General features: G+C 71.3%; 24 protein-coding genes and 1 riboswitch. Of the genes, 7 read left to right on the forward strand and 17 right to left on the reverse strand.

Translation table 11 applies throughout. The features are described from left to right. Positions 1 to 253: 253 nt before the first annotated feature. Positions 254 to 1396 carry a glycosyltransferase family 4 protein gene (locus AB0C59_RS23390; protein WP_363007567.1) on the reverse strand — a complete coding sequence of 381 codons (1143 nt, stop codon included), beginning with the start codon at positions 1394 to 1396 and terminating at the stop codon, positions 254 to 256. A 112-nt stretch (positions 1397 to 1508) separates the two neighbouring features. Here AB0C59_RS23390 and AB0C59_RS23395 point away from each other — a divergent pair, with 112 nt between their 5' ends. Beyond that, on the forward strand, positions 1509 to 2750 hold the full coding sequence (locus AB0C59_RS23395; protein ID WP_363007569.1) for a glycosyltransferase family 87 protein: 1242 nt from the start codon (positions 1509 to 1511) through the stop codon (positions 2748 to 2750). A gap of 129 nt (positions 2751 to 2879) precedes the next feature. Here AB0C59_RS23395 and AB0C59_RS23400 read toward each other — a convergent pair whose 3' ends face one another. The 5 genes from AB0C59_RS23400 to AB0C59_RS23420 form a co-directional block, all read right to left on the reverse strand. After that, positions 2880 to 4106: a hypothetical protein gene (locus AB0C59_RS23400; protein ID WP_363007571.1), complete on the reverse strand. Its 1227-nt coding sequence runs from the start codon at positions 4104 to 4106 to the stop codon at positions 2880 to 2882. Positions 4107 to 4160: 54 nt separating this feature from the next. Continuing rightward, positions 4161 to 5174, reverse strand: coding sequence for an NlpC/P60 family protein (locus AB0C59_RS23405; RefSeq protein WP_363007573.1), 1014 nt, complete (start codon positions 5172 to 5174; stop codon positions 4161 to 4163). Between the two features lie 216 nt (positions 5175 to 5390). Beyond that, a complete protein-coding gene (locus tag AB0C59_RS23410) occupies positions 5391 to 6425 on the reverse strand; it encodes an NlpC/P60 family protein (RefSeq protein WP_363007575.1) in 1035 nt (344 codons plus the stop codon). A gap of 305 nt (positions 6426 to 6730) precedes the next feature. After that, a complete protein-coding gene (locus AB0C59_RS23415; protein WP_363007577.1) occupies positions 6731 to 8080 on the reverse strand; it encodes an NYN domain-containing protein in 1350 nt (449 codons plus the stop codon). Positions 8081 to 8114: 34 nt separating this feature from the next. Beyond that, positions 8115 to 8354 (reverse strand): hypothetical protein, encoded by a 240-nt coding sequence (locus AB0C59_RS23420; RefSeq protein ID WP_363007579.1) that lies wholly within the window; start codon positions 8352 to 8354, stop codon positions 8115 to 8117. A 144-nt stretch (positions 8355 to 8498) separates the two neighbouring features. Between AB0C59_RS23420 and AB0C59_RS23425 the strand changes: the two genes are divergently transcribed. Beyond that, positions 8499 to 9254: a rhomboid family intramembrane serine protease gene (locus tag AB0C59_RS23425; protein ID WP_363007581.1), complete on the forward strand. Its 756-nt coding sequence runs from the start codon at positions 8499 to 8501 to the stop codon at positions 9252 to 9254. Continuing rightward, positions 9251 to 9532 carry an Lrp/AsnC ligand binding domain-containing protein gene (locus AB0C59_RS23430; protein WP_363007583.1) on the forward strand — a complete coding sequence of 94 codons (282 nt, stop codon included), beginning with the start codon at positions 9251 to 9253 and terminating at the stop codon, positions 9530 to 9532. Before AB0C59_RS23425 ends, AB0C59_RS23430 begins: the two co-directional genes overlap by 4 nt. Before the next feature lie 10 nt (positions 9533 to 9542). On the opposite strand, the gene AB0C59_RS23435 is transcribed toward AB0C59_RS23430, so the two are convergent. From AB0C59_RS23435 to AB0C59_RS23460, 6 genes are all read right to left on the reverse strand, one after another. Beyond that, positions 9543 to 10868 carry an aminotransferase class V-fold PLP-dependent enzyme gene (locus tag AB0C59_RS23435; RefSeq protein WP_363007585.1) on the reverse strand — a complete coding sequence of 442 codons (1326 nt, stop codon included), beginning with the start codon at positions 10866 to 10868 and terminating at the stop codon, positions 9543 to 9545. Positions 10869 to 11043: 175 nt separating this feature from the next. After that, positions 11044 to 11160, reverse strand: a riboswitch (SAM riboswitch). 75 nt (positions 11161 to 11235) lie between these two features. Further along, positions 11236 to 12300 carry an anthranilate phosphoribosyltransferase gene (gene trpD, locus AB0C59_RS23440; protein ID WP_363007587.1) on the reverse strand — a complete coding sequence of 355 codons (1065 nt, stop codon included), beginning with the start codon at positions 12298 to 12300 and terminating at the stop codon, positions 11236 to 11238. A 149-nt stretch (positions 12301 to 12449) separates the two neighbouring features. Continuing rightward, positions 12450 to 14111, reverse strand: a complete 1662-nt coding sequence (locus tag AB0C59_RS23445; RefSeq protein ID WP_363007588.1) for a cytochrome bc complex cytochrome b subunit — start codon at positions 14109 to 14111, stop codon at positions 12450 to 12452. Then, positions 14108 to 15172 (reverse strand): Rieske 2Fe-2S domain-containing protein, encoded by a 1065-nt coding sequence (locus AB0C59_RS23450; RefSeq protein WP_363007590.1) that lies wholly within the window; start codon positions 15170 to 15172, stop codon positions 14108 to 14110. Before AB0C59_RS23450 ends, AB0C59_RS23445 begins: the two co-directional genes overlap by 4 nt. After that, positions 15169 to 15981 carry a c-type cytochrome gene (locus AB0C59_RS23455; protein WP_363007592.1) on the reverse strand — a complete coding sequence of 271 codons (813 nt, stop codon included), beginning with the start codon at positions 15979 to 15981 and terminating at the stop codon, positions 15169 to 15171. The genes AB0C59_RS23450 and AB0C59_RS23455 overlap by 4 nt, the downstream gene beginning before the upstream one ends. 112 nt (positions 15982 to 16093) lie before the next feature. Continuing rightward, on the reverse strand, positions 16094 to 16714 hold the full coding sequence (locus AB0C59_RS23460) for a heme-copper oxidase subunit III (RefSeq protein ID WP_363007594.1): 621 nt from the start codon (positions 16712 to 16714) through the stop codon (positions 16094 to 16096). A 200-nt stretch (positions 16715 to 16914) separates the two neighbouring features. On the opposite strand from AB0C59_RS23460, the gene AB0C59_RS23465 reads away from it, so the two are divergent. Next, positions 16915 to 17316: a hypothetical protein gene (locus AB0C59_RS23465; RefSeq protein ID WP_363007596.1), complete on the forward strand. Its 402-nt coding sequence runs from the start codon at positions 16915 to 16917 to the stop codon at positions 17314 to 17316. A gap of 61 nt (positions 17317 to 17377) precedes the next feature. Here the strand turns inward: AB0C59_RS23465 and AB0C59_RS23470 are convergent, their stop codons facing one another. The 4 genes from AB0C59_RS23470 to coxB form a co-directional block, all read right to left on the reverse strand. Continuing rightward, positions 17378 to 18661, reverse strand: a complete 1284-nt coding sequence (locus tag AB0C59_RS23470; protein ID WP_363007598.1) for an Ig-like domain-containing protein — start codon at positions 18659 to 18661, stop codon at positions 17378 to 17380. 129 nt (positions 18662 to 18790) lie between these two features. Continuing rightward, positions 18791 to 19189: a cytochrome c oxidase subunit 4 gene (locus AB0C59_RS23475; RefSeq protein WP_363007600.1), complete on the reverse strand. Its 399-nt coding sequence runs from the start codon at positions 19187 to 19189 to the stop codon at positions 18791 to 18793. Next, complete coding sequence (ctaD, locus tag AB0C59_RS23480) at positions 19186 to 20919, reverse strand: cytochrome c oxidase subunit I (RefSeq protein WP_363007602.1); 1734 nt, start codon at positions 20917 to 20919, stop codon at positions 19186 to 19188. The genes AB0C59_RS23475 and ctaD overlap by 4 nt, the downstream gene beginning before the upstream one ends. Beyond that, positions 20916 to 21866 carry a cytochrome c oxidase subunit II gene (coxB, locus tag AB0C59_RS23485; RefSeq protein ID WP_363007604.1) on the reverse strand — a complete coding sequence of 317 codons (951 nt, stop codon included), beginning with the start codon at positions 21864 to 21866 and terminating at the stop codon, positions 20916 to 20918. The genes ctaD and coxB overlap by 4 nt, the downstream gene beginning before the upstream one ends. A gap of 262 nt (positions 21867 to 22128) precedes the next feature. On the opposite strand from coxB, the gene AB0C59_RS23490 reads away from it, so the two are divergent. Continuing rightward, positions 22129 to 23520: an aminotransferase class V-fold PLP-dependent enzyme gene (locus tag AB0C59_RS23490; RefSeq protein ID WP_363007606.1), complete on the forward strand. Its 1392-nt coding sequence runs from the start codon at positions 22129 to 22131 to the stop codon at positions 23518 to 23520. A 41-nt stretch (positions 23521 to 23561) separates the two neighbouring features. Here the strand turns inward: AB0C59_RS23490 and AB0C59_RS23495 are convergent, their stop codons facing one another. After that, positions 23562 to 24536: a carbohydrate kinase family protein gene (locus tag AB0C59_RS23495; protein ID WP_363007608.1), complete on the reverse strand. Its 975-nt coding sequence runs from the start codon at positions 24534 to 24536 to the stop codon at positions 23562 to 23564. Between the two features lie 133 nt (positions 24537 to 24669). Here AB0C59_RS23495 and AB0C59_RS23500 point away from each other — a divergent pair, with 133 nt between their 5' ends. Then, positions 24670 to 24879, forward strand: a complete 210-nt coding sequence (locus AB0C59_RS23500; protein ID WP_363007610.1) for a hypothetical protein — start codon at positions 24670 to 24672, stop codon at positions 24877 to 24879. 109 nt (positions 24880 to 24988) lie between these two features. Beyond that, on the forward strand, positions 24989 to 26452 hold the full coding sequence (locus AB0C59_RS23505; protein ID WP_363007612.1) for a hypothetical protein: 1464 nt from the start codon (positions 24989 to 24991) through the stop codon (positions 26450 to 26452). Positions 26453 to 26538 lie beyond the last annotated feature (86 nt).

Here is a 26538-nt window from a genome sequence, read left to right on the forward strand (position 1 = left end):
GGGCGTTGTCGGGTGCGGGTGCGTGGTGGGATTTGCGCAGTTCCCCGCGCCCCTGGGGTGGGTGCGACGGACCGTTGTCAGGTGCCGGTACATCGTGGGATTTGCGCAGTTCCCCGCGCCCCTGGGGTGGGTGCAGCGGAGCGTTGTCAGGTGGCCGGTGCGTCGTGGGGTTTTGCGCGGTTCCCCGCGCCCCTGCCGGGGGTGCGGCGGAGCGTTGTCGGGTTTGCGTGGTTTCCCGCGCCCCTGCGGGGGGTCAGAGGAGGTTTTGGAGGGATTGGGACAGGAGGTCCCAGCGCCACTTCTGCTGGACCCATGCTCGGCCCCGCTCCCCCATGCGGCGGCGCAGTTCGGGGTCGCCCAAAAGGGTGACGACGCGGTCGGCGCACTCCCCGGCGTCGCCGCCGCGGACCACCCAGCCCGTCTCGCCGTCCAGCACCGCGTCCGGCGCCCCGCCCGAGTCCCCGGCGACCACCGGGAGGCCCGTCGCGGACGCCTCCAGGTACACGATGCCGAGGCCCTCGACATCCAGCCCGCCCCGCCGGGTACGGCACGGCATCGCGAACACGTCGCCCGCGCCGTAGTGCGCCGGAAGCTCCGCCCAGGGGACCGCGCCGGTGAAGCGGACCGCGTCCGCGACGCCCTTCTGCCGCGCCAGCCGCCGCAGGTCGCTCTCGTAGGGGCCGCCTCCGACGATCAGCAGCACCGCCTCGGGCTCTTTGGCCAGGACGGCGGGCATCGCCTCGATGAGGGTGTCCTGCCCCTTGCGCGGCACCAGCCGGGAGACGCACACCACCACCGGGCGGTCCGTGAGACCCAGCCGGGCCCGTACCGTCTCGCCGCCGGACCCCGGGTGGAAGGTCCCCTCGTCGACGCCCGGCGGCAGTCGCACCATCCGCCCCGCGGCCTCGGGCGTCAGCGCGGAGGCGATGCGCGAGCGGGTGTACTCGCCCAGATAGGTGATCGTGTCGGTACCCTCCCCGATCCGGCGCAGCAGCCGCCGGGCCCCGGGCAGCTGGGCCCAGCCCGCCTCGTGGCCGTGCGTGGTGGCCACGATCCGCCGTGCCCCGGCCCGCCGCAGCGCGGGCGCCATCAGGCCGAGCGGTGCCGCCGCCCCGAACCACACCGACGTGCAGCCGTGCTCCCGCAGCAGCCCCACCGCCCGCCGGGTGACGTCCGGCGTCGGCAGCAGCATCGTGGTGCGGTCCCGTACGACGGGGAACGGCTGCTCCGCGTCGAAGGCGGCCGTCGCCCGGGCGCCCTCGTGGCCGCGCTTCCAGGTGGAGGCGTAGACGACGACCTGCTCGGGGTCCAGGCGCAGCGCCATGTTGTGCAGGAACGCCTGGATGCCGCCTGGGCGGGGAGGGAAGTCGTTGGTCACGATCAGCGTCTTGTGCATCGCCGACGACACTACCGAACCGGCCGCGCTTCGTGGCCCTCTCCCCGCCCGGCGGCCATCATGGCCCCGGGGGACGGCCGGTACGGAAAGACGCGAGGGCAGGACATTGAGAGTGGACACGACGGGCGCGCGGCGCTTCCCGTTCCTGCTGCTCGCCGTCTGGGGCGTCACCAGGCTGTTCCTGCTGCTCTACGTCCTCAAGGTCCTGGTATTCCCCGGGCCCGACGTCACCACCGACGTCTCCGCGATCTACCAGGGCTGGTACGGCACCCTGCGCACCGGGGCGTTCCCACGGGGCGACGTGGCCTGGCAGTACCCGCCCGCCGCCGCGCTCGTCATGCTCTCCCCCGCGCTGCTGCCGTTCCTCGACTACACGCGGGCGTTCTTCGTGCTCGCCTGCCTCGCCGACCTGGCGGTCCTGTGCCTGCTCCTGTACGCCGCCCGGCGGCCCGGCCGCACGACGCGCGGCGCCTGGCTGTGGACGCTCGGGGTGGCGCTGCTCGGCCCCACCGTGTACGCCCGCTACGACCTGATGGTGACGGCGGTGGCGGTCGCCGCGCTGCTGGCGGGGGTGCGCCGGCCCGGGGCGATGGGGGCGCTGACCGGCGTCGGGACGCTGCTCAAGGTGTGGCCCGCGCTGCTGCTGGTGGGTGTCACCGCACGCCGGGCCTGGGTCTCGGCCCTCGCGACGGCGGGCGGTCTGGCGCTGCTGTTCTGGGTGGCGATGCCCGGCGCGTTCTCCTTCCTGAGCGCGCAGCGCGAGCGGGGCACCGAGGTCGAGTCGCTGGGCGCCCTGGTCTTCCATGTGGCCCGGCACTTCGGCTGGAAGGGCCGGGTGCTGCTGAACTACGGCTCCGTGGAGTTCCTCGGCCCCCGTGTCGACCTGGTCAGCTCGGCGGCTCTGGCCCTGACCGCGGGCGCCTTCGGCTGGCTGCTGCTGTGGCGGGTGCGGGTGCGCGGGGTGCCGCTGCCGGCGCGGGTGGCCGCGGAGGCGGCGTTCGTGGCGGTCGCGATGTTCACGGTCACCAGCAGGGTGATCAGCCCGCAGTACCTGGTGTGGCTGGTCGGTCTGGCGGCCGTCTGCCTGTGCTTCGGGGGCAGCCGGATGGGGCTGCCCGCCGGGCTCGTCCTGGCCGCCTGCCCGGTCACGGTCCTGGAGTTCCCGATCCACTTCGACGACGTCGTCGCCAGCGACCGCCAGGGTGTCCTGCTCCTCCTGGTGCGCGACGGCCTGCTGCTGCTCGCCGCGCTGACCGCCGCCCGGCGGCTGTGGCGCGGCACGGTGCCGCGTCCGCTCCCCGACGTCGTGCCGTCGCGGACGACTCCCGGCCGGGAACCCCTCGGGCGCCCCTGACGCGGCGCGGCTCCGCAGACGACCGGCGGCCGCGGAAGCCACGGTGTGCGGACGGCGGGGGGCGGCACCCGGGACCGGCCCCGGACCAGGGCGGATCGCCGTGCCACGGCACGCCGTTCGCCGTGTCCTTCAGCCCAGTCGGGTCCGCAGATAGGCCTGCCACTGCCGCGTGAAGCTCTCCGGGGTCGTCCCCAGCACCGTCCTCAGCGCCTCCTCCACCGCGCCCGCGCGTTTCGGCTGGGCGCCGACGGCGCGGTAGAAGTCGGCGAGACGGGCCGTGCCCCAGTGGTCGGCGATCAGCCGGCAGGCCATCCACCCGCCCTCGTAGGCCTGCGCGAGGGTGCTCGCGTCGCCCGAGAAGGAGAAGTCCGCGTCCTTCGGCAGCGCCGCCGGCATCCGGCCCTCGGCCAGGGAGCGGGCGAGTTCGGGGGCCACCTGGGAGGGCGTACGGCCGGTGTCCCGGTAGCCGACCCAGTCCGCGTAGCCCTCGGAGAGCCACAGGGGCGTGGCCGCCGAGGTGTGGGCGCGCGTGGCCACATGGGTGGTCTCGTGGGTCAGGACGACCTGTCTGCCCACGTCGCTCAGGACGCCGTACGCGTCCGGGTTGAGGGTGATCCGGTCCGCGGGCGCCGCGCCCGCGGCACCCGTCTCACCGGTGGTGACGGCCGCGATCCCCCGGTACCGGGAGGCGGGCGAGCCGAGCAGCCCCGCCATCCCGTCGAGGGAGCGCGGGACGAGCACCACGACACGCTCCGGCCAGTCGGAGCCCCAGGCCCCGGTGACGGCGGGCACCGCCCGGTCGGCCAGGCGCGCGTACGCCCGCAGCAGGTCGACCGGTCGGCCGGTGCCGAGCACGAGGCTGTGCGCCCCGCGGACCACCTCGACGGTGCCCTGCTCCCACAGCTGCTGGTCGGCGTCCTTCGCGGGCTTGTCGGACGCCACGTACCAGCGCCCCTGGGCGCGGACCAGCCGCAGCGCGCGGCCGGTGGTGATCGGCGCCCGGTCGTAGCCGCTGATCCGATAGCTCAGTTCGGCCTCCGCGGTGGCGTGGTCGCCGGCACGGTGCAGGGCGGTGAGGCGATAGGACCAGGAGGCGAGCGGCACATCGCGGAGCCGGTCGAACTCGGCCGAGGCGTCGGCGGTTCGGCCGGTGGCTCCGGGGGCCGGTGCCTCGGTCGCCAGGAAGGCGGGGCGGTCCCGGTCGAGAAGCGCCGTCGCCCGGCGGTCCAGGGTGCCGCGCACGGCGGCCGAGGCCGAGGAGTCGGCGGCGGAGGGCCGGTCCGCGCAGCCGGCGGATCCCGTCAGCAGCAGCGCACAACCCGCCAGTGCCCCCACCACACGCCGACGACCAGCCATCTTTCGATGGTACGCGGCGGCCCGGCCCGCGTCCGCGCCGAGGGCGGGGCCCCGTCAGGGCCGGACGATCGCGGCGATCGGCAGCATCCCCACCGGGTCGTAGCGCACCGCGGCCCCGGGGTGGGGCGCGTGGATGACCCGGCCGCCGCCGACGTACATGGCGACATGGCTCGCGTCCGCGCGGTAGACGACGATGTCCCCGGGCCGGGCCTGGGAGAGCGGCACCCGGTGGCCGGCGAACCGCTGCTCCTGGGAGGTGCGCGGCAGTCCGACGCCCGCGTGCGCGTACGACCACTGCATCAGGCCCGAGCAGTCGAAGCCGCCGGGGCCGGTGGCACCCCACACGTACGGGCGGCCCAGCGCGGAGCGGGCGGCGGCCAGGGCGGCCGCGGCACGGGAGTCGGGCGGGACGAGTCCGGTGAGGTCGGGCAGGTCCGTGCCGGAGCGGGAGGCCCGGTCGTAGGCGGCGCGCTCGCCGGGCGGCAGGGAGTTGAGCAGCCGCTGCGCGGAGGCGAGCTTGTGCTCCACCTCCCGCTTGTGCCGTACGACGGCCGTGCGGGTCCGCTCCAGTTCGGCGACCTCCCCGGCCGCCACCGCCCGTTCCTGGACCAGCTCCCGCAACGCGCCCTGGAGTTCCCTGAGCCGACCGGCCTGGCGGGCGCCGATCCGGTCCAGCGTCGCCGCCCGGTCCAGGTACTCGGCCGGGTCGTCCGACAGCAGCAGGGCGAGGGTCGAGGCGATGCCCCCGGAGCGGTACTGGGCCCCGGCGAGCGTTCCGAGCGTGTCCCGCAGGGCGTTGACACGGCTCTGCTGCCGGGCGATGCGGTCCTGCGCCAGGCCGATCCGCCGGCGCAGCGAACCGGCGCGCTCCCCGGCCTGGTTGTACGCCTCGGTGGCCTGCTCGGCCTCCTGGTACAGCCGGTCCACCGAGGCCCGAGGGCTGCGGGGCGCGGCGTGCGCGGGTGCGGTGCCGAAGGCCGCGGCCGCCGCCGCGGCGGACAGGACGGCGGCTGTGGCGCCGCGGCTCCGGCCGAGGCCGGACGATGCCGGGCGGCGATGGGACCCCACGACCGGTCGCACTCCCTTCCGCTGACGGACCCCCGCCGTCGGCGGGGGAAACGCGCCAGACAGTAATCGGACGTCCACGCCGGGTCCAAAGCGCGCAGGGGACTCGAACACGGCGGCACCCCGCCGCTGACGCAGGTCATCGACGGGGTGCGGGGCCGGCGCCGGTCGCCGGAATTCGCTCTTTCGGGCGGAAGCCCGCTCTGGCCGACAGAGGGCTCAGACGCGGACGCCGAACTCGAACACCATGTTGTCCAGGGACTCGTAGCGCACGTTGGCGCCGGTGTGCGGGGCGTGCAGCACCTGGCCGTTGCCCGCGTACAGGCCGATGTGGCTGAGGTCGCTGTTGAAGAGCACCAGGTCGCCGACCTGGAGGTCGCTCTTGTTGTAGATGCGGGTGCCGGCGTTCGCCTGCGCCTGAGAGGTGCGCGGGATGCTGACACCAGCCTGACCGTAGGCCCAGGAGGTCAGACCGGAGCAGTCGAAGCTGGAGGGACCGGTGCTGCCCCACTGGTACGGGTCGCCGATCTTGGTCTGCGCGGCGGCGAAGGCCGCCCCGGCCCGGCCGCTGCCGGTCCCCGGGTTGCCGCTCAGGGCGGTGCGCTCGCTCGCGCGGCTGGCGCGGTTCTGGTCGGCCTGGAGGGCCGCGCGCTCGGCCGCGCTGAGGCTGTTGAGGAGCTTCTGGGCGGCGGCGAGCTTGCCCTGGACCTCCTCCTTGTTCTTGCCCAGCTGGGTGCGGGCGGTGGCGAGGTCCTTGAGCTTGTCGGTGGCTTCCTGCCGCTCCTGGGACAGCTCGCGCTGCTTCTCCTGGATCTTCCTCAGCGCCTCGACCTGCTGACCGCTCAGCTGGTCGAGCGTGGAGGCCTTGTCCAGGTAGCTGTCCGGGTCCGAGGAGAGGAACAGCTGGAGGGAGGGGTCGATGCTGCCGTTGCGGTACTGGGCACTGGCCATCGTGCCTATGCCGTCGCGCAGTTTGTTCAGCTCGCCCTGGCCGCGGGCCACCTTGTCCTGGAGGGCGGATATCTCCTTCTCCAGCTTGGCCTGCTTCTCCTTGGCGCCGTCGTAGGCCTCGGTGGCCTTCTCCGCCTCCTCGTAGAGCTTGTCCACCTTGGACTTGACCTCGTCCTTGGTGGGCTTGGCGCTGGGGGCGGCGTTGGCGGCCTGCGCGCTGATGGCCACGACAGCGGCGGCGGCGGTGGTGAGCACGGTCACACGGGTGCGGCTCGGCTGCTTGGGTCGACGGTGGGACGCCACGAAGGCGAGCTCCTTCTTCCTTCAGCCGCCTACCGACACGCCGGCGGGCGGTGCCCTCCACCGTCACTCCTCATGAGTGATCACCCGAGCGGAGGTTCGAACCCAGACCCTAGTGACCCCCTTGTGATCAGTTCAAATCCTGGCGCCGAAAAATCCCGTCACCGTGCGCATTCTTTGCCCGGAACTCACGTGCGGTGATATTCCCTTGACGCTACGTTGCGCGAAGGTTTCGCCAATTCGGGCAACTCTGACGGATGTTGCGCTCGGGGGCGTACGGCCTTCTTGGGGCGTAGGGGGCGACGGGGTCAGCCGCGGGTGAGACGGCGGAGCAGCATCACCGAGGCGACGGGGCGCGCGCCGGCGCGGGCGACGCCGTCGGCCACCTCGCGGTCGGTGGAGGCGACGATGACCGGCCGCCCCGGCGGCTCCGCGCGCACCAGCTGGCGGATCAACTCGTCCGCGGTGACGCCGGGCTTGGAGAACAGCACCCGCACCCCGCGCGGCGGCGCGAGCAGCACGGGGGCCGCCAGCTCGGCCCCGTCGAAGACGCAGGTGACCTCGGCGCCGGTCTGGGCGGCGAGCTGGGAGAGCTGTCCGAGCAGCCGGAGGCGCTGCTGCTCCAGCGGCATCTGCGGATAGCCGGTCTTGGTGACGTTGTAGCCGTCGACGACCAGATGCGCCTGCGGGAGGGCCAGCAGTTGGTCGAGGATCGCCGGGTCGTTCTCGGACAGCGCCCGGGCCGCGATGTCCTTCGCGGTCAGCCGCCCCGGTTCGACCGCGTCCACGGTCTCGGCGGGCCGTACGGAGACGGGCGGCAGCGCCAGTTCCCGGCGCAGCCCCTGGGCCGCGTCCAGCACGGTGTCCAGGAGCAGCCGCACCCGCATGTCCTCCACGCTGCGGCCCTCGCGCGCCGCCTTGCGGGTGGCCTCCAGGGTGGCCTCCACCTCGCTCAGGCGCGCCTTGAGCCGTCTGCTCTCGCTCTCGGCGGCGGACACCTGCGTCTGGCCCTCCGCGCGGACCGCGTCGATCTCGCCCCGCGTCTTGCGCAGGGCCGCCTCGCCGCGCTTGACGTCGCTGAGGGCGGCCCGCAGCTTGCGGTGCAGCGACTCGGTCTCCTTGCGGGCCGACTCCAGCTCCGTGCGCAGCCGTTCGGTCTCGACGCGGGTCTGGTCGCGGGCCGCCGCGAGGTCCGCGCGCAACCGGTCCAGCTCCGCCCGGCTCTCGTCGTCGGCGCGTTCGGCGTCCGCGCGCTGGGCCTCCTCCCCCGCGGCGGTCACCAGCTTCACCCAGCCGACGGGGCGCAGCACATAGGCGGCGGCGGCCACGTCGAGCGGGTCCGCGGCCGGGGGCGGGGCTCCCGCGTCCAGGGCCTCGGTCAGCTCCGCCTGCGCCTCCCTGAGCTTCTCCGCGACGCGCTGGCGGAACAGGGTGTCGCTCTCCAGGGCCGCCGCCATGGCGTTGCCCGCGAACCTGGCCCGGCGGGTCGGGGTGAAACGGGCGTACTGCCGCAGCTGCGCGGGCAGTTCGCCGAGCGTCAGCGCGCCGAAGGCGTCGGACACGATCTGCACGACCTTGCGCCGGACGCCGTCGGGCAGCGGACGGTCGAGCACCTCAGCGGTGCCGTCGCCCGGCTCCCCGCCTGTGGTCTCCACCATCCGTCACCCCACCATTCGTGCGGGACCGCCTCCCTCAGGAGCCGGCGCCCGGCCTGTCCACGAGTTCCACCTGGTCCACCGCGTTGCACCAGCGGCAACGCACCGACTCGATGGTCTCACTGACCACCTCGCGTTCCTCCACCGTGGGCTCACCGGCCAGATCCAGGTGGACGTACTCCACGACCTTCGAGGAGCGGGTGACGTCGAAGCGGGTGAGGTTGCCGCACAGCATGCAGCGCCAGCGGGTCGTCTGCGTCGGCAGCGGAACCGTCATCGTGGCTGCTCTTCCTTCTTCCAGTCTCCGTGACGCGCCAGCTTCCCTGGAGCGTGTGGCTCGTAACCCTACGGCCTGCCGGGTACCCCCCGCCCGCCCGTCCTGCGCGGCGAGGCACTCTGTGCCGGTCGGTCCCCTTACGCCATGCTCTGTGCCATGATCGGCGTGATCAGGACCTGGAGCAGGACGGTCACCGGAGCCCTACGGGGGCATCCGGCGCCGGTGACGTACGGGCTGATCGCCCTGTGCTCCGCGATCTTCGTGCTGAGCCCGGTCTCCGGACTGAACGCGGTGCACGGCACCGGGGACGCGCTGCTGGAGGCGCAGCGGGCCTATTTCGCCCGCTGGGGCGTGGTGCCCGTGGAGCTGTTCACGGGGGCGCCGCGGGCCTCGCTCACCCCCGTGACGGCGCTGTTCGTGCACGGCAGCTGGGTGCATCTGCTGGGGAACATGCTCTTCCTCTACGTCTTCGGGGCGATGGTGGAGGAGCGGATGGGCCATCTGGAGTTCGCGCTGTTCTACCTGGGATGCGGGGCTCTGGCACTGCTCGGGTACGCGGCGGCCAACGCCTCGTCCGCGCAGACGCTGGTCGGGGCGTCCGGGGCGATCTCCGCGGTGCTCGGGGCGTTCCTCTTCCTCTTCCCCAAGGCCCGGGTGACCAGTCTCTTCCCGTTCCTCTTCTTCCTGCCGCTGCGGTTTCCCGCCTGGGTGGTGCTGCCGTTCTGGGTGAGCCTGCAGTGGGTGGCGGCGAACCGGGCGGCCGAGGGGCCGGGAGTGGCCTACCTCGCCCACCTCGTCGGGTTCGCTCTGGGGTTCGTCCACGCATGGGCGCGGTTCGGGCGGACGAGTAGGGTGAGGGCGCCAGCCCAGGCCGCCCCCGAGGGAGAACAGCAGCCGTGATCACCGCGATCGTGCTCATCAAGACCAGCGTGGACCGGATTCCCGAGATCGCGGAGTCGATCGCGGGGCTGGAGTCGGTGAGCGAGGTGTTCTCCGTGACGGGGACCTACGACCTCGTGGCGATGGTGCGGGTGAACGCGCACGACGACCTGGCGGACGTGATCCCCGGCCGGATCAGCAAGATCCCGGGCGTGCTGGGCACGGACACGCACGTGGCGTTCCGTACCTACTCCCAGCACGACCTGGAGGCGGCGTTCGCGATCGGCCTGGACAGCTAGTGCCGCGGCACTAGGACCTGTCGGACCCGGCCGGTGCGGCGGACGCGCACAGTTCCGCCGTGGCGCGCAGGAAGCGGGACACGTGCTCCTGCGGCGTGCCCGCGCCGAAGCTGACCCTGACCGCGGCCGTGCCCCCACCGCACTCGCCCTCGGCACCCAGCAGCACCCGCCCCAGGGGATGCGCGCAGAAGAGGCCGTCCCGCACCCCGATCCCGTACCGCGCGGACAGCGCCGTGGCGAAGTCGGAGCTGTCCCAGCCCTCCACCACGAACGAGATCACGCCCACCCGCGGAGCGTCCTCGCCGAAGAGGGACAGCACCCGCACCCCGGGCACGCCCGCCAGGCCCTCCCGCACCGTGCGCACCAGCTGCTGCTCCCGGGCGACCAGCGTCTCGAAACCCGCCTCGGTGAGGGCCCTGCACGCGGAGGCGATGGCGTAGGCGCCGATCACGTTCGGTGACCCGGCCTCGTGCCGCGCGGCGCTCTCGTGCCACTCCACCTCCACCGCCCCGTCCGCCCGCCGGGCCACCGTGCGGCTGGCGCCGCCGCCCGCGAGGTACGGGTCGGCCTGGCGCAGCCAGTCGGCGCGGCCGGCCAGGACGCCCGAGCCGAAGGGGGCGTACAGCTTGTGGCCGGAGAAGGCCACCCAGTCCACGTCGAGGTCGCGCACCGACACGGGGTGGTGCGGCGCCAGCTGGGCGGCGTCCAGGACGATCCGGGCACCGTGGGCGTGCGCGGCCCGGGCCAGCTCGGTCACGGGCCACAGCTCACCGGTGACGTTGGAGGCGCCGGTGACGCAGACCAGGGCCGGGCCGTCCCCGTCGCGGTCGGCGAGGGCGCGCTCCAGGGTGCGCACCGCCTGCTCCGGGCTGCGCGGCGCGTCCAGGACGGTGACCCGGGCGCCCCGCCACGGCAGCAGCGCGGCATGGTGCTCGGTCTCGAAGACGAAGACCTGGCAGCCGGCCGGGAGGGCGGCGGCGAGCAGGTTCAGGGAGTCCGTGGTCGACCGGGTGAAGATCACCTGGTCGGCGGGGCGGCAGCCGAGGAACTCCGCCACCGTCGTACGGGCGTTCTCGAACAGGTCGGTGGACAGCTGGGACAGGTGTCCGGCGCCGCGGTGGACGCTGCCGTAGTACGGCGCGTACGCCGCGACGTCGTCCCAGACCCGCTGGAGCGCCGGCGCGCTGGCGGCGTAGTCGAGCGCGGCGTAGGAGACCTCCCCGCCGGTGGCGAGCGGGACGGTGACGTCACGGCCGAGGACGGGCAGCGGGGCGCGGACGGACGCGGGGGCCGGGGCGGGGGCGGCGACGGGGGCGGCGACGGTGGAGACGGACATGGTGAACTCCTGGAGGAAGCACGGCGGAACCGCTGCGCGAGCACGGAGGGCTCAAGCGTGCGGAGAGTGAAGGGGTACGCGGAGGCGGGGCTCGACGCCCTAGCGCATTCGCTTGCTCACAGGAGGCTCCCTCGAACGACCAGGACCCCTGGTGCCCACTCAGGAGAGTGCGAGGGGTCCGCGCTTGTCGTAGACCTCGCTGCCTACGACCTGGTCCTCACCCGGGGCACCCCGCCACGGACGGAGGGTTGCCGGACAGCCGGCCGGGGCCGCATGGCTGTCGCTCATGACCTGGACAGGAACGTAACGGAGGTGGTCGCGGTCCCGCAACCCGTGTCCGGATCGCGGGACCGCGCCACGCCCGGGCTCACGCGTTGCTGGCGGCCACCCAGCGCTCCAGCGTCCGGCGGGCGGCGCCGGAGTCGATCGATTCCGCGGCCTGCTCCATGCCCGCCCTGATCCGGTCGGTGAGCGGGCCGTCGCCGGGCTCCAGCGCCACCAGGGCCGCCGCGGAGTTCAGCAGCACGGCGTCGCGGACCGGACCCGCCTCCCCGTCCAGGAGGCGCCGGGCGACGCCGGCGTTGTAGGCGGCGTCGGCGCCGCGCAGCGCCTCCACGGGCACGAGGTCCAGGCCGACGTCCCGCGGGTCGAAGACCTCCTCGGTGACCTTGCCGTCGCGCACCACCCACACCCGGGAGGTGGCCGTGGTCGTCAGCTCGTCCAGCCCGTCGTCGCCCCGGAACACCAGCGAGGAGTTGCCGCGCTCGGCGAAGACCCCGGCCACGATCGGCGCCATCCGGGCGTCCGCGACGCCGACCGCCTGCGCCTTCACCTTCGCCGGGTTGGTCAGGGGGCCGAGCACGTTGAACGTCGTACGGATGCCGAGCTGTCCGCGTGCCGCGGCCACGTGCCGCAGCGCGGGGTGGAACCGCACCGCGAAGCAGAAGGTGATCCCGGCCTCCTCGGCGACCTCGGCCACCCGCTTCCGCGTCAGCTCCAGATTGACCCCGAGCTTCTCCAGCACGTCCGAGGACCCGGACGCGGAGGACGCGGCGCGGTTGCCGTGCTTGACGACCTTGGCGCCGGTGCCGGCCACCACGATCGAGGACATCGTGGAGATGTTCACCGTCTTCGCGCCGTCGCCGCCCGTGCCGACGATGTCGACGGTCGCGCCGGGCACCTCGATGACGTTGGCGTGGTCGTACATCGCCCGGACGAGCCCGGTGATCTCCTGGACCGTCTCGCCCTTGGCCCGCAGAGCCACCACGAAGCCGGCGATCTGCGCGTCGGTGGCCTCGCCCCGCATGATGCGGTCCATCGCCCAGGCCGTGTCGTCCGCGCTCTGGTCGCGCCCCTCCAGCAGTCCGTTCAGCACCAGGGGCCAGGAACGGGCCGCCGCGGTGTCGCCTCCGGCGGGGGTCACAGCGCTCATCAGCCGCTCCTGGGTCGGCGTCCCCGGACACCGGGGACGCGGGGTGTCCAACACCTCCACCCTATCCAGCGCCGGACAGGGCGAAGGGCCCCGCCCGAGTACTCGCGTACCGGAGGGGGCCCTTCGACCGTGGCGTGGTGATACGGGGATCAGTGGTGGCCGTGGCCGCTCGTGATCTCCTTGTACTCCTCGACCGTCGGCTTGGGGATCTGGTTGGTGTCCCCGTAGTAGCCGGAGCTGAGCTTGGCGCGCAGCTTCTCGGTCGTCCGGACCTTCCGCTCGACGCCGTTCGCGTCGACCGTCGGGCCGATCTCGGCCGGCTTGTACTGCTCGTGCGCCGTGAGCGTGTGCAGCGACTCCTGGCTGAGCGGCTCGTGCACCTCGATGAACTCACCGTGCGGCAGCCGCTTGATGATGCCCGTCTCGCGGCCGTGCAGCACCTTGTCGCGGTCCCGGCGCTGCAGGCCCAGGCAGATCCGCTTGGTGGCGATGAACACGAGGACCGGCACCACGAAGAAGGCGACCCGGACGAACCAGGTGATCGCGTTGATCGACAGGTGGAAGTGCGTGGCCCAGATGTCGTTTCCGCCACCGAGGAGCATCACGAAGTACCAGGCGATCCACGCGGCACCGAACGCCGTGCGCGTCGGGGCGTTGCGCGGGCGGTCCAGGATGTGGTGCTCGCGCTTGTCCCCGGTGACCCAGGACTCGATGAACGGGTAGACGCCCATGACCACGAGGACCAGCGGGAAGATCATCAGCGGGATGAACACGCCCAGGACGAGCGTGTGGCCCCAGAGGTTGATCTCCCAGCCCGGCATCGTACGGATCAGGCCCTCGGAGAAGCCCATGTACCAGTCGGGCTGGGCGCCCGTGGACACCTGGTCCGGCCGGTAGGGGCCGAACACCCAGATCGGGTTGATCGTGGCGATCGCCGAGATGGCCGCGATGACACCGAAGACCAGGAAGAAGAAGCCTCCGGCCTTGGCCATGTAGACCGGCAGCAGCGGCATGCCGACGACGTTGTTGTTCGTCTTTCCGGGACCCGCGAACTGCGTGTGCTTGTGGTAGAAGACCAGGATCAGGTGGCCCACCATCAGGCCGAGCATGATGCCCGGCAGCAGCAGGATGTGGATCGAGTAGAAGCGGGCCACGAAGTCGCCACCCGGGAACTGGCCGCCGTACAGGAAGAACGACAGGTAGGTACCGACGATCGGCACCGACAGGATCGCGCCCTCCATGAAGCGGACACCGGTGCCGGAGAGCAGGTCGTCCGGGAGCGAGTAGCCGGTGAAGCCGGTGAACATGCCGAGGACGAACAGCAGGAAGCCGAACAGCCAGTTGATCTCACGCGGCTTGCGGAACGCGCCCGTGAAGAACACGCGCATCATGTGCACGAACATGCCGGCGAGGAAGATCAGCGCCGCCCAGTGGTGGATCTGCCGGATGAGCAGACCACCGCGCACCTCGAAGCTGAGGTGCATCGTGGAGTTGAAGGCCTCACTCATGCGCTGGCCCTGCAGCGGCACGTAACTGCCGTGGTACACCACCTCGTTCATCGAGGGGTGGAAGAACAGCGTCAGATACACACCCGTGAGGATGATGATGACGAAGCTGTACATGCACACTTCGCCCAACATGAACGACCAGTGGTCGGGGAAGATCTTGCGCATGTTCGACTTGGCCAGGGAGTAGATCCCCAGGCGTCCGTCGGCCCAGTCCGCGACGCGCTCGCCGGCCGGTGCCCGGCCGCGCGAGTCGCGCGACGCGCCCGCTGAGGACGCGTTCGAGTGGTTCGGTTCAGTGGTCATCCGCGCTCCCAGAAAGCAGGACCGACGGGCTCTTCGAAGTCGCCGAGCGCTTCGAGGTAACCGTCCGAGTTGACGCCGATGCGCAGCTGCGGCAGGGCGTGACCGGCCGGGCCGAAGATGACCCGGGCACCGTCGGAGAGATCGAAGGTGGACTGGTGGCACGGGCAGAGGACGTGGTGCGTCTGCTGCTCGTACAGGGAGATCGGGCAACCCACGTGGGTGCAGATCTTCGAGTAGGCCACGATGCCCTCGTGGGACCACTCGAGTTCCTTCTTGTCCTTGATGTTCTCCGGCTGGAGCCGGACGATCATCAGGGCCGCCTTGGCGATCTCGGTCTGGAAGTCCTCGGCGTCCTCCTTCAGCCCTTCGGGCATGGCGAAGGTGAGCGAACCGACCGCGACGTCCGAGGGACGCAGCGGCTCGTTCGTGTTCATGTTGACGAGGAGCAGGCCCTTGGACCACATGGTGTGCCGCAGGCTGGTGCCCGGCTTCGGGCCGAGGCCGCCCAGCAGCATGACGCCGGAGAGCGGGAACAGGGCGAGCGCGCCGAACATGGTGGTGCGGATCAGCTTGCGACGGCCGATCGCGGACTCCTGGGCGCCTTCCCTGAAGTCGGCGAGGACCTTCGCCTTGACCTCGGGCGACGCCTCGATCGGGTGACGCTCGTCGGCGACCTCGACGTCGGACATCAGGGTGCGGGCCCAGTGGACCGCGCCCGCGCCGATCGAGAACAGCGCGACGGCCAGCGTCAGGCCGAGCGCGAAGTTCGTGGCGCTGATGTGCCCGATCGGGAAGACGAAGATCGACTTGTCGTTCGGGATCGCGAAGTACGAGGCGATGAAGCCGACCGTGGCCAGCATCGACAAGGTGAACAGCAGGGCGACCGCGCGCTCGGAGCGCTTGGCGGCCCGCTCGTCGATGTCCTGGACGCGGTGCTCGTGGGGCGGCAGACCGGGGTCCGCGAACGGGTTCTCGTCGTCCGCGACCGTCACCGCGCCGTGCGCGTGCGCGTGGCCCTGCTCAGCGGGCAGGTTCTCTTCTGGAATGTCTTGGCTACTCATGACTTCTTGGCCTTTGCGGTCCGAGCGGCGACCCAGACGGCAACCGCGATCAGGGCGCCCAGTCCGAAGATCCAGGCGAAGAGGCCTTCGGAGACCGGTCCGAGGCCACCCAGTTCGAGGCCGCCGGGGCTCTCGGTCTCGCTGCCGTTGACCGCCTTGATGTACGCGACGATGTCCTTCTTGTTCTGCTGCGTCAGCGTGGTGTCCGGGAAGGACGGCATGTTCTGCGGGCCGGTCTGCATGGCCTCGTAGATGTGCTTGGTGGTGACGCCCTCCAGGCCCGGCGCGAACTTGCCGTGCGTGAGGGCACCGCCCTTGGCTCCGGTGTTGTGGCACTGGGAGCAGTCGGTACGGAAGAGCTCACCACCGCGGGCGATGTCGGCGCCCTTGGGGTCGTAGTCGTTCTTCGACGGCACGGCCGGGCCGGCGCCGAGGGAGGAGATGTAGGCGGCGAGCTGGTCGATCTGCGTCTGCGAGTAGATGTTCTTCTTCGCCGGCACCTGGGCGCCCTGCGAGGTGGCGGCGGGCATACGGCCGGTGCCGACCTGGAAGTCCACGGCCGCAGCGCCCACGCCGATCAGGCTCGGGCCGTCGGAGGAGCCCTGACCGCCGGTGCCGTGGCAGCTGGCACAGCCCACCTGGTAGAGCTTCTTGCCCTCTTCGATCGCGAGGGACTGGGCGGTGTCATCGGCCTGCGCCTTCTCGGCGGGCGCGAACGCGGCGTACAGCCCCCCGGAGACCGTCAGCGCGATGAGTAGGACGACGAGCGCCGCCAACGGGTGGCGTCGTCGTGCGGAGAGCTTTTTCACGGATTACCCCGGTGTCAGGATCTTCTGCGTCGATGCTTCTGGATGTGGATCGGTTCGTCGCGGGCGTTCGGCTCCCTCTGTCCGGGTGACCGTTGCCGCGGCGCGCCGCCGACTACTTGATCAGGTAGATCGTGGCGAAGAGGCCGATCCAGACGACATCGACGAAGTGCCAGTAGTAGGACACGACGATGGCGGCGGTCGCCTGCTCATGGGTGAACCTCCGCGCCGCGTAGGTACGGCCGAGGACCAGCAGGAAGGCGATCAGACCACCCGTCACGTGGAGGCCGTGGAAGCCGGTGGTCAGGTAGAACACCGAGCCGTACGGGTCCGAGGACAGCGAGAGGCCGTCCTTCTTGACCAGCTCCGTGTATTCGAAGATCTGACCGCCGACGAAGATCGCACCCATGATGAAGGTGACGATGAACCAGCCCCGGAGCTTCTTCACATCACCCCGCTCGGCCGCGAACACGCCGAGCTGGCAGGTCAACGAGGAGAGCACCAGGATCGTGGTGTTGGTCGCCGAGAACGGAAGGTTGAGATGGCCGGCCATCTCCTTCCAGTGCGTCGGACCCGTCACCGATCGCAGGGTGAAGTACATCGCGAAGAGGGCCGCGAAGAACATCAGCTCGGAACTCAGCCAGATGATGGTTCCGACGCTGGTGAGGTTCGGCCGGTTGACCGACGGGTGCGCGTGCCCGGTTTCTACTGTCGTTGCTGTCGCCACGACCGACATTATGTCGGTCGCTTATCCCGCCCTCACCCCGGGGGGTGCCGTTCGGAGTGTCCGCAGCGTGTGTACTGCCCGGATGGCCCATCGAATGGCCCTCGAACGCCCGTCGAAGGCATGTCCGAACAGGTGTTGGGCACCCGTGTGAGGGAGTAGCATCCGGCCGACGGTTCCGTTCCGTACGACGCCGACGTCCCGGAGGAAGCATGCAGACGACCGCCACGGTGCTGGTCTACAGCGACGACTCCCGCACTCGCGAGCAGGTACGGCTCGCCGCCGGGCGCAGGCCGGCTCCGGACGCGCCCGAACTGCGCTTCGTGGAATGCGCCACGCCGGCCGCCGTCCTGAAGGAGCTGGACCGTGGCGGCATCGACGTGTGCGTGCTGGACGGCGAGGCCGTCCCCATGGGCGGGATGGGCGTGTGCCGGCAGGCGAAGGACGAGGTGTTCGGCTGCCCGCCGGTCCTGGTGCTGATCGCCCGGCCGCAGGACGCCTGGCTGGCGACGTGGAGTCGGGCTGACGCCGCTGTGGCGCTGCCGGTGGAGCCGGTGGAGTTCGCGGCGGCGCTCGCCGCGCTGCTGCGGCACAGGGCCTTGCAGGAGGTCTGAGCGGGCCGCTCCGCGGGGGCCGCGGCTGTCCGTGCCCTCCCCCGCGGTGGAGGCGGGGTGGCTAGATCGACTCCGGGCGCAGTCTCGCGGTGGTCTCGGGGCCCTGGCCGTTGCCGGTCGGGGTGGTGAGGGCGCTGCCCTGCTGCCACTTGGACCAGTCCACGTTCCAGTCGCCGAAGCCGTTCCCGAACGGCTCCATCTGCTTGCCGTAGGAGTTGACGACCTTCACGATGTCGCCGACCTTCACGGTGTTGTAGAACCACTGGGCGTACCCGTTGCTCATTCCGGTGCAGCCGTGGCTGACGTTGGCGTATCCCTGGCTGCCGACGGACCAGGGCGCCGCGTGGACGTACTCACCGCTCCAGGTCACCCGGGTGGCCCAGTAGACGTTCAGGTCGAAGGCGTCGTCGGAGTTCGCGGAGATGCCGATGGTCGTGCCGCGCATACGGACGACGTAGGACTTGTTGAGCACCACCTTGACGCCGTTGCGGGTGTCGTAGCCGCGTCTGCCGGTGGTGATGGGGATCTTGTTGATGACCTCGTCGTTCTTGTAGACCGTCATCTGGTGCGAGCCGGCGTCCGTGAGGGCCACGACCCGGTCGCCCGTGGTGAGTTTCAGCGGCTTGGTCTTACCACCCCAGACCCGGTCGGCGATCTTGACGCCCGCGAGGCTGCTGTGGACGTTGATGGTGGCGTGGACCGGCCAGTAGTCCTTGGGACGGTAGTGCAGCGTCTTGTCGTCGACCCAGTACCACGAGCCCTCTACGGCGGGGGTGGAGTCCACCTTGAGGGCCCGCTCGACTATCGCGCGCTGCGGTCTGTCCTTGACGGGCTGGCTGAGCGTGGCGGTCACGGGCTGGCCGACGCCGTAGGTGCCCGCGTCGGGGCCGAAGGCGACGTCCAGGGTCTTCTTGGTCTTGGGGACGCTGGTGTCGAACTCGATGGTCTTGCGGCCGGGCGCGCCGTCCTCGTCCTCGGTGCTCACCCGGACCGTGTAGTGGGTTCCGGCGGCCAGGGGCGAGGTGCTGTGCCAGCGGCTGCCGTCGGCGGACAGTTCACCGGCCACGTAGCGTCCTTGGGCGTCCGTGGCCGTGACATCCGTGATGACTCCGTCGTCGCCCTCGGCGGTGATCTCCAGGGGCTTGTCGGGGTCGACCTTCTTCGCGCTGTCATCGGAGGCGTTGTAGGCGATCTGGTCCGCCGCGTCGTACGGCTTCGCCGACAGCGGGTTCCCGTCGGACCCGCAGGCGGTGAGGCCGGCGCCGAGGGCGGTCACCAGCAGGGTGCAGCCGACGACCGTGGTCGGCCTCGGGCGCGCGCTCCGGAAGAACGTTGTGTGGCTCATGACCTCAACGTAGGGAGACCTGTCGGCTATGGCGCGCCGAGGACGCCGTGCGGGGGAACGCGGGCGTGGCAAACGAGGGAAGCCCGACACTCCGTCAGGAGTGTCGGGCTTCCCCGAGTACGACGTGTGTTACTGGGTGCGGTTCTCGCCGCGGTAGTACTCGAAGACCCAGCCCCACAGGCCGACCAGGATCAGCGGCGCCGAGAAGTACATCAGCCACCAGCCGATCGCGATCGACAGGAACGCGAGCGCGCCACCGATGCCGAGGGCGAGCGGCTGCCAGCTGTGCGGGCTGAAGAACCCGATCTCACCGGAGTCGTCCGCGACGTCGGCCTCCTGGTTGTCCTGGGCGCCCGTGTCGACCCGCCGGGCCGTGAAGGCCAGGTAGTAGCCGATCATGATGCTCAGGCCGAAGGCCAGGAAGAGGGCCGTGGTACCGGCCGGCTCCTTCGACCACACGCCGTAGACGATGGCCATGGCCAGGATGAAGACGGCCAGCCAGATGAACATCTTGCCCTGGATCTTCACTTACCGGCCTCCTTGCCACCGGAGACGGCCTTGCTGCCCGCGGCGGCGTGCTCGAGTTCGAGCGCGGCGATCTCCGGGTGGTGCAGGTCGAAGGCGGGGGATTCGGAACGGATCCGCGGCAGGGTGAGGAAGTTGTGCCGCGGCGGCGGGCAGGACGTCGCCCATTCGAGCGAGCGGCCGTAGCCCCACGGGTCGTCGACCTCGACCTTCTTGCCGTACTTGGCGGTCTTCCAGACGTTGTAGAGGAACGGCAGGATCGACAGGCCGAGCAGGAAGGAGGAGATGGTCGAGACCGTGTTCAGGGCGGTGAAGCCGTCGGCCGCGAGGTAGTCCGCGTAACGACGCGGCATGCCCTCGGCACCGAGCCAGTGCTGCACCAGGAACGTGCCGTGGAAGCCGATGAACAGCGTCCAGAACGTGATCTTGCCGAGGCGCTCGTCCAGCATCTTGCCCGTCATCTTCGGCCACCAGAAGTGGAAGCCGGAGAACATCGCGAAGACGACCGTGCCGAAGACCACGTAGTGGAAGTGCGCCACCACGAAGTACGAGTCCGAGATGTGGAAGTCCATCGGGGGCGAGGCGAGGATGACACCGGTCAGACCACCGAAGGTGAAGGTGATCAGGAAGCCGGTCGCCCAGAGCATCGGTGTCTCGAAGGACAAGGAGCCCTTCCACATCGTTCCGATCCAGTTGAAGAACTTCACGCCGGTCGGTACGGCGATCAGGAACGTCATGAAGGAGAAGAACGGGAGCAGCACGCCGCCGGTGACGTACATGTGGTGGGCCCACACGGTCACGGAGAGGCCGGCGATGGCGATGGTCGCGCCGATCAGGCCCATGTAGCCGAACATGGGCTTACGGCTGAAGACCGGGATGACCTCGGAGATGATGCCGAAGAACGGTAGGGCGATGATGTACACCTCTGGATGGCCGAAGAACCAGAAGAGGTGTTGCCATAGCAGGGCCCCGCCGTTGGCGGCGTCGAAGACATGGGCACCGAACTTGCGGTCCGCCTCCAGGGCGAACAGCGCGGCGGCCAGGACCGGGAAGGCCAGCAGGACGAGCACACCGGTCAGCAGCACGTTCCACACGAAGATCGGCATGCGGAACATGGTCATGCCGGGCGCGCGCATGCAGATGATCGTGGTGATGAAGTTGACCGAGCCGAGGATCGTGCCGAAGCCGGAGAAGGCCAGACCCATGATCCACATGTCGGCGCCGATGCCCGGCGAGCGGACCGCGTCCGACAGCGGGCTGTAGGCGAACCAGCCGAAGTCGGCCGCGCCCTGCGGGGTGAGGAAGCCGCCGACCGCGATGGTCGAGCCGAACAGGTAGAGCCAGTAGGCGAACATGTTCAGCCGCGGGAACGCCACGTCGGGCGCGCCGATCTGCAGCGGCATGATCCAGTTCGCGAAACCGGCGAACAGCGGCGTCGCGAACATCAGCAGCATGATCGTGCCGTGCATCGTGAACGCCTGGTTGAACTGCTCGTTCGACATGATCTGCAGGCCCGGGCGGGCCAGCTCGGCGCGCATGAGCAGAGCCATGACGCCGCCGATGAGGAAGAACGCGAACGACGTGACCAGATACAGCGTGCCGATCGTCTTGTGGTCCGTGGTGGTGAGCCACTTGACGACGACGTTACCGGGTTGCCTGCGCCGGACCGGCAGCTCGTTCTCGTAAGAGTCCTCAGCTGAGTCGGCACCCTGGGGTTCGTTGAGGATGCTCACAGGTTGTTCGTCTCCCGGTTCTTCTCGTGGCTCGTCTGCGCGATGCCGGCGGGAATGTAACCGGTCTGCCCCTTCTTGGCGAGGTCCTTGAGGTGCTGCTCGTAGCGCTCGGGGGAGACGACCTTCACGTTGAACAGCATCCGGGAGTGGTCGACGCCGCAGAGCTCGGCGCACTTGCCCCTGAAGGTGCCCTCCTTGTCGGGGGTCACCTGGAAGGCGTTGGTGTGGCCCGGGATGACGTCCATCTTCATCAGGAACGGCACCACCCAGAAGGAGTGGATGACGTCACGCGAGGTGAGGACGAAACGGACCGTCTTGCCCTTGGGGAGCCAGAGCGTCGGACCGGGCATGTTGTTCTGCGGGTTCCGCGTGGCGGGCGTACCGAAGTCGTAGACGCCGCCGGCGTTCGCCGGGAAGTCGCTCTTGAACCGGTCCGGGATGTTGCTCAGGTTCGGATCGGTCTTGGCGTTCCCGTTGACGCCCGGAACCGGGGTCACGTAGTTGAAGCCCCAGCTCCACTGGTAGCCGACGACGTTGATGGTGACGTCGGGCTTCTTGGAGAGATCCAGGAGCTTGGTCTCGTCACGGGCCGTGAAGTAGAAGAGGACCGAGACGATGATGAGCGGCACGACCGTGTACAGCGCCTCGATCGGCATGTTGTACCGGGTCTGCGCGGGGACCTGGACCTTGGTGCGGCTGCGCCGGTGGAACATGGCGCTCCACAGGATCAGACCCCACACCAGCACGCCGACGACGAGCGCGGCGGCCCAGGAGCCCTGCCACAGGGAGAGGACTCGCGGAGCCTCTTCCGTGGTCGGGGTGGGCATACCAAGGCGGGGGTATGTGCAACCGGTTGCACTCGCCAAGACCAGGCCCGCAGTCAGTGCCTGCAGCAGCTTCCGCCGCATCGGGCGCCGCGGCGAGCGGTCGGAGCCGTTGGGACTCACGTAGCGCCTTCCCGAGAGTCTCGCCCGCGCGGTTGGCTGCGGCCTGCCTTCTCGCTGGTCGGTCGCCGCCCTGCGTCGGGCAGGGGTTTGGATGTTTATGCGGACCAAACCCTACTGGACGCTATTTGGGGTCGCGCGGGGAGGGTGCCCAACGCGCCGCCGGTCACCCCGAAGGGGTGGAATGACCGCTTCTGGCCTGCAACTGACGGGGCCTTCGGACGCGTGTCCGAGGCGTGCGGTGCGCAGGAGTTAGCGTTGCGGTGTGTCCTACCTCGACGCCGCCTCCGCGGCCCCTCTCCACCCCGTCGCACGTCAGGCGCTCATGGCGGCGCTGGACGAGGGGTGGGCCGACCCGGCCCGACTCTACCGCGAGGGGCGGCGGGCCCGGCTGCTGCTGGACGCGGCGCGCGAGGCGGCGGCCGAGGCGGCCGGCTGCCGTCCGGACGAGCTGGTGTTCACCTCGTCGGGCACCCGGGCCGTCCACACCGGCATCGCGGGGGTCCTGGCGGGCCGCCGCCGGGTGGGACGCCACCTGATCGTGTCAGCGGTCGAACACTCCTCGGTACTCCACTCGGCCGAGCTGCTGGAGGCGGACGGGGGCACGGTCACCCGGGTGCCGGTGCTGCGCACGGGGGCCGCGACCGTGGAGTCGTACGAGGCCGCGCTGCGCCCGGACACCGCGCTGGCCTGTCTCCAGTCGGCCAACCACGAGGTGGGCACGGTGCAGCCGGTGGCCGAGGTGGCCCGGGTGTGCCGTGCGGCCGGGGTGCCGCTGCTGGTGGACGCGGCGCAGTCGCTGGGCTGGGGTCCGGTCGAGGGCGACTGGTCGGTGCTCGCGGCCAGCGCCCACAAGTGGGGCGGGCCCTCCGGGGTGGGGCTGCTCGTGGTGCGCAAGGGGGTGCGGTTCGCGCCTCAAGGGCCCTTGGACGAGCGGGAGTCGGGGCGGGCCGCCGGGTTCGAGGACATCCCGGCGATCGTGGCGGCGGCGGCCTCGCTGCGGGCGGTGCGGGCCGAGGCCGCCGAGCGGGCGGTGCGCCTGCGGGAGCTGACCGAGCGGATCCGGGTGCGGGTGCCCCGGCTGGTGCCCGACGTGGAGGTGGTGGGCGATCCGGACGGGCGGCTGCCCGGCATCGTCACCTTCTCCTGTCTGTACGCCGACGGGGAGAGCCTGCTGCACGAGCTGGACCGTGCGGGGTTCTCGGTGTCGTCCGGGTCGTCCTGCACGAGCAGCACGCTGACGCCGAGCCATGTGCTCAGGGCGATGGGGGTGCTCAGCGAGGGGAACATCCGCGTCTCGCTGCCGTCCACCGCCTCGGCCGAGGAAGTCGAGCGGTTCCTGTCCCTGCTGCCGGGGGCGGTGGCAGCGGTGCGGGAGAAGCTGGGGGCGCCGTCGCCCCTCACGTCCACGGCGCAGGGCGGGCCGGAGGGGACCGAGCTGGTCGTGGACGCGCTCGGCAAGCGCTGCCCGATCCCGGTGATCGAGCTGGCGAAGGTCATCGCGGACGTACCGGTGGGCGGCACGGTGCGGGTGCTCTCCGACGACGAGGCGGCGCGTCTGGACATCCCGGCCTGGTGCGAGATGCGGGAGCAGGAGTACGTGGGCGAGGAGCCGGCGGAACGGGGCGCGGCCTACGTGGTCCGCCGGCGCTCGTGAGGAGGTCCCAGACCTTCAGGACGTCCTGGACCAGGTACCTCCTAGACCAGGTACCCCTTGACCTCGGCGGCGGCCTCGTCGCCGTACGCCTTGGTGAAGCGGTCCATGAAGTGGGCGCGGCGCAGCTGGTACTCCTGGGTGCCCAGCGTCTCGATGACCAGGGTCGCCAGCATGCAGCCGACCTGGGCGGCGCGCTCCAGCGTGACGCCCCAGGCCAGGCCCGACAGGAAGCCGGCGCGGAAGGCGTCGCCCACGCCGGTCGGGTCGACCTTGGCGGTCTCCTCGGGCACGCCGACCTCGATCGGGTCCTCACCGACCCGCTCGATGCGCACGCCGCGCGAGCCGAGGGTGGTGACGCGGTGGCCGACCTTGGCGAGGATCTCGGCGTCGGACCAGCCGGTCTTGGTCTCGATGAGCCCCTTCTCGTACTCGTTGGAGAAGAGGTAGGTCGACCCGTCCAGCAGTATCCGGATCTCGTCGCCGTTCATCCGGGCGATCTGCTGGGAGAAGTCGGCGGCGAACGGGATGTTCCGCGACCGGCACTCCTCCGTGTGGCGCAGCATCGCCTCCGGGTCGTCGGCGCCGATCAGCACCAGGTCGAGGCCGTTCACCCGGTCGGCGACCGTCTTGAGCTCGATGAGGCGGGCCTCGCTCATGGCGCCGGTGTAGAAGGAGCCGATCTGGTTGTGGTCGGCGTCGGTGGTGCACACGAAGCGGGCCGTGTGCTGGGTCTCGGAGATGCGCACGGAGTCCGTGTCGACGCCGTGCCGCTCCAGCCATGCCCGGTACTCGTGGAAGTCCGAGCCGGCCGCGCCGACCAGGACCGGCTCGGTGCCGAGCTGTCCCATACCGAAGGCGATGTTCGCGCCCACTCCGCCGCGGCGTACGTCGAGGCGGTCGACCAGGAAGGAGAGGGAGACCGTGTGCAGCTGGTCCGCGACCAGCTGGTCGGCGAAGCGGCCGGGGAAGGTCATGAGGTGGTCGGTGGCGATGGAGCCGGTGACTGCGATACGCACGGCGAGGACACACTCCTGGGGCGGAGGGGGATTGACAGTTCACGCTACCCGGTCCGCGCGGAGCTCTGAAGCAGGCAAAACTACCCGATAGTAGGTCTTTCCTGGTCCGCTTGGCCGTGCCTACGGTTCCCCCATGACGAAGCTCAGGGTGGAAGGCAGCGGTCCGGTCGACCTGGAGGGGGAGATGGCGTCTCTGCGGCGTGACGGCGCGCGGATGGCTCCGCACTGGGCACCCCCGGCGCGCTCCGCGCGGGTGGCGGTGTCCCCCGCGGCGATCCACGGGGTCCGCGTACCGGTGCGCTCCGCGCGGGCGCTGGAGGCGATGTCGGAGTACGGGGGGTAGGGGGAGCAAGGTCTGATCGCAGGGGGCGTGCGGAACCGCGCGCCCCCTGTGTGCGTCACATCGCCGTCCCCCGGGTCCGGGGAGGCCGCCCAGCCGAAGGAGCGATGTGGTGAACACCGACGACACGAGCGATACCCCCGGCGTCCGGCGGAGCCGACGGCTCTCCCGCGTGCTCGTCGCCTCGGTCGCGGTCCTGCTCGTCGGTGCCGGTGGGGCCTACGTCGCCGCGTCCGCGGGCGCGGGCTCCTCCCCCGCCCCGGCAGGCCACGGCACTCCCCCTCCGCTGCCGCTCGACGGCTACGGCGAGGCCGGGACCCCGGGCATCGCCGTCGGCGAGCCGAACCCGTACGGCACGGTGTACACCGCCCGGGGCGACCTGCCCGAGGGGCCGCGGACGGCACCGGTGTACTGGGCGAGGGGCGCGGTGACCCGCGACGAGGTGGCCCGGCTGGCCACGGCGCTGAAGGTCGCCGGAACGCCGCGGCTGGTCGGCGACGCCTGGCAGGTGGGGGCGGCCGGGGACGGGTCGGCGCCCGCGCTGCGCGTGAGCGCGAACGCCCCGGGCATGTGGACGTTCAGCGCGTACACGCCGGGCGGTGACGACTGCGCCCGGGGCAAGGCGTGCCGGCCCGGCGGAGGGGGAGCGTCCGGACAGGGGCCGGGGCCGGTGAGCGAGGAGGCCGCGAGGAAGGCGGCGGCGCCCGTGCTCAAGGCGATCGGGCAGGACACCGCGAAGCTGGACGCGTCGCAGCTCATGGACCGGGTGCGGGTGGTGAACGCCGATCCCGAGGTGGGCGGCCTGCCGACCTACGGCTGGTCGACCGGCCTGAGGATCGGCCCCGAAGGCACGGTGGTCGGCGGCAACGGCAATCTGGTGGCCCCGGTGAAGGGCGCCGCGTACCCGGTCGTCGGCGCGCAGAAGGCGCTGGATCTGATGAACCGCGCGCCGGCCCCGTCCGGCGGCGGCCGGATGGGCCCCGGCGGCTGCGCCGCCCCGGTACCGGTCAAGGACCGCGACGAGGGGCCCTGCCGGGCGACCGCCGCGGACGCGCATCGCTCCGTGGCCGTGAAGGGCGCGGTGTTCGGACTGGCCGCGCACTCCGTGGGCGCGCGGCCGGTGCTGGTGCCGTCGTGGCTGTTCCAGGTGCGGCCCGAGGGCGACGGCCAGGACGTGACGGTGACGCGCCCGGCCATCGACCCGACGTATCTGACCCCGCCGAAACCGGCCGGGCAGCCGAGTCCGTCGACCTCCGCCGGGCACCGGGTGGACGTCATGGGCTACGCGGCCGACGGCAGGGACCTCACCCTCGCCTACGAGGGCGGGGTGTGCGCGGACTACGCCGCCTCGGTGAGGGAGGACTCCGACCGGGTGACGGTGACCGTGACCGACAAGCCCTGGAAGGGCAAGAACTGCATCATGATCGCGAAGGTGTACCGGACGACGCTGCACCTGAAGGCGCCCCTGGGGGATCGCCGGGTCGTCGGCGCGGACGGGCGCACGATCGCGCGGAAGGCTCCGGGCGCGCTGCCGAAGCCGGCGCCGGGCGGGGTGGAGACCCAGCACGACCGGTGAGAGCGGACGGACGGCGGTGGGCGGGGGGGGGGGGGGCCCCCCGGGGGGGGGGGGGGCCCCCCCGGCCCCCAACGACCGCCCGGCGC

Source organism: Streptomyces sp. NPDC048664, from assembly GCF_040650555.1.
Classification (GTDB): Bacteria; Actinomycetota; Actinomycetes; order Streptomycetales; family Streptomycetaceae; genus Streptomyces.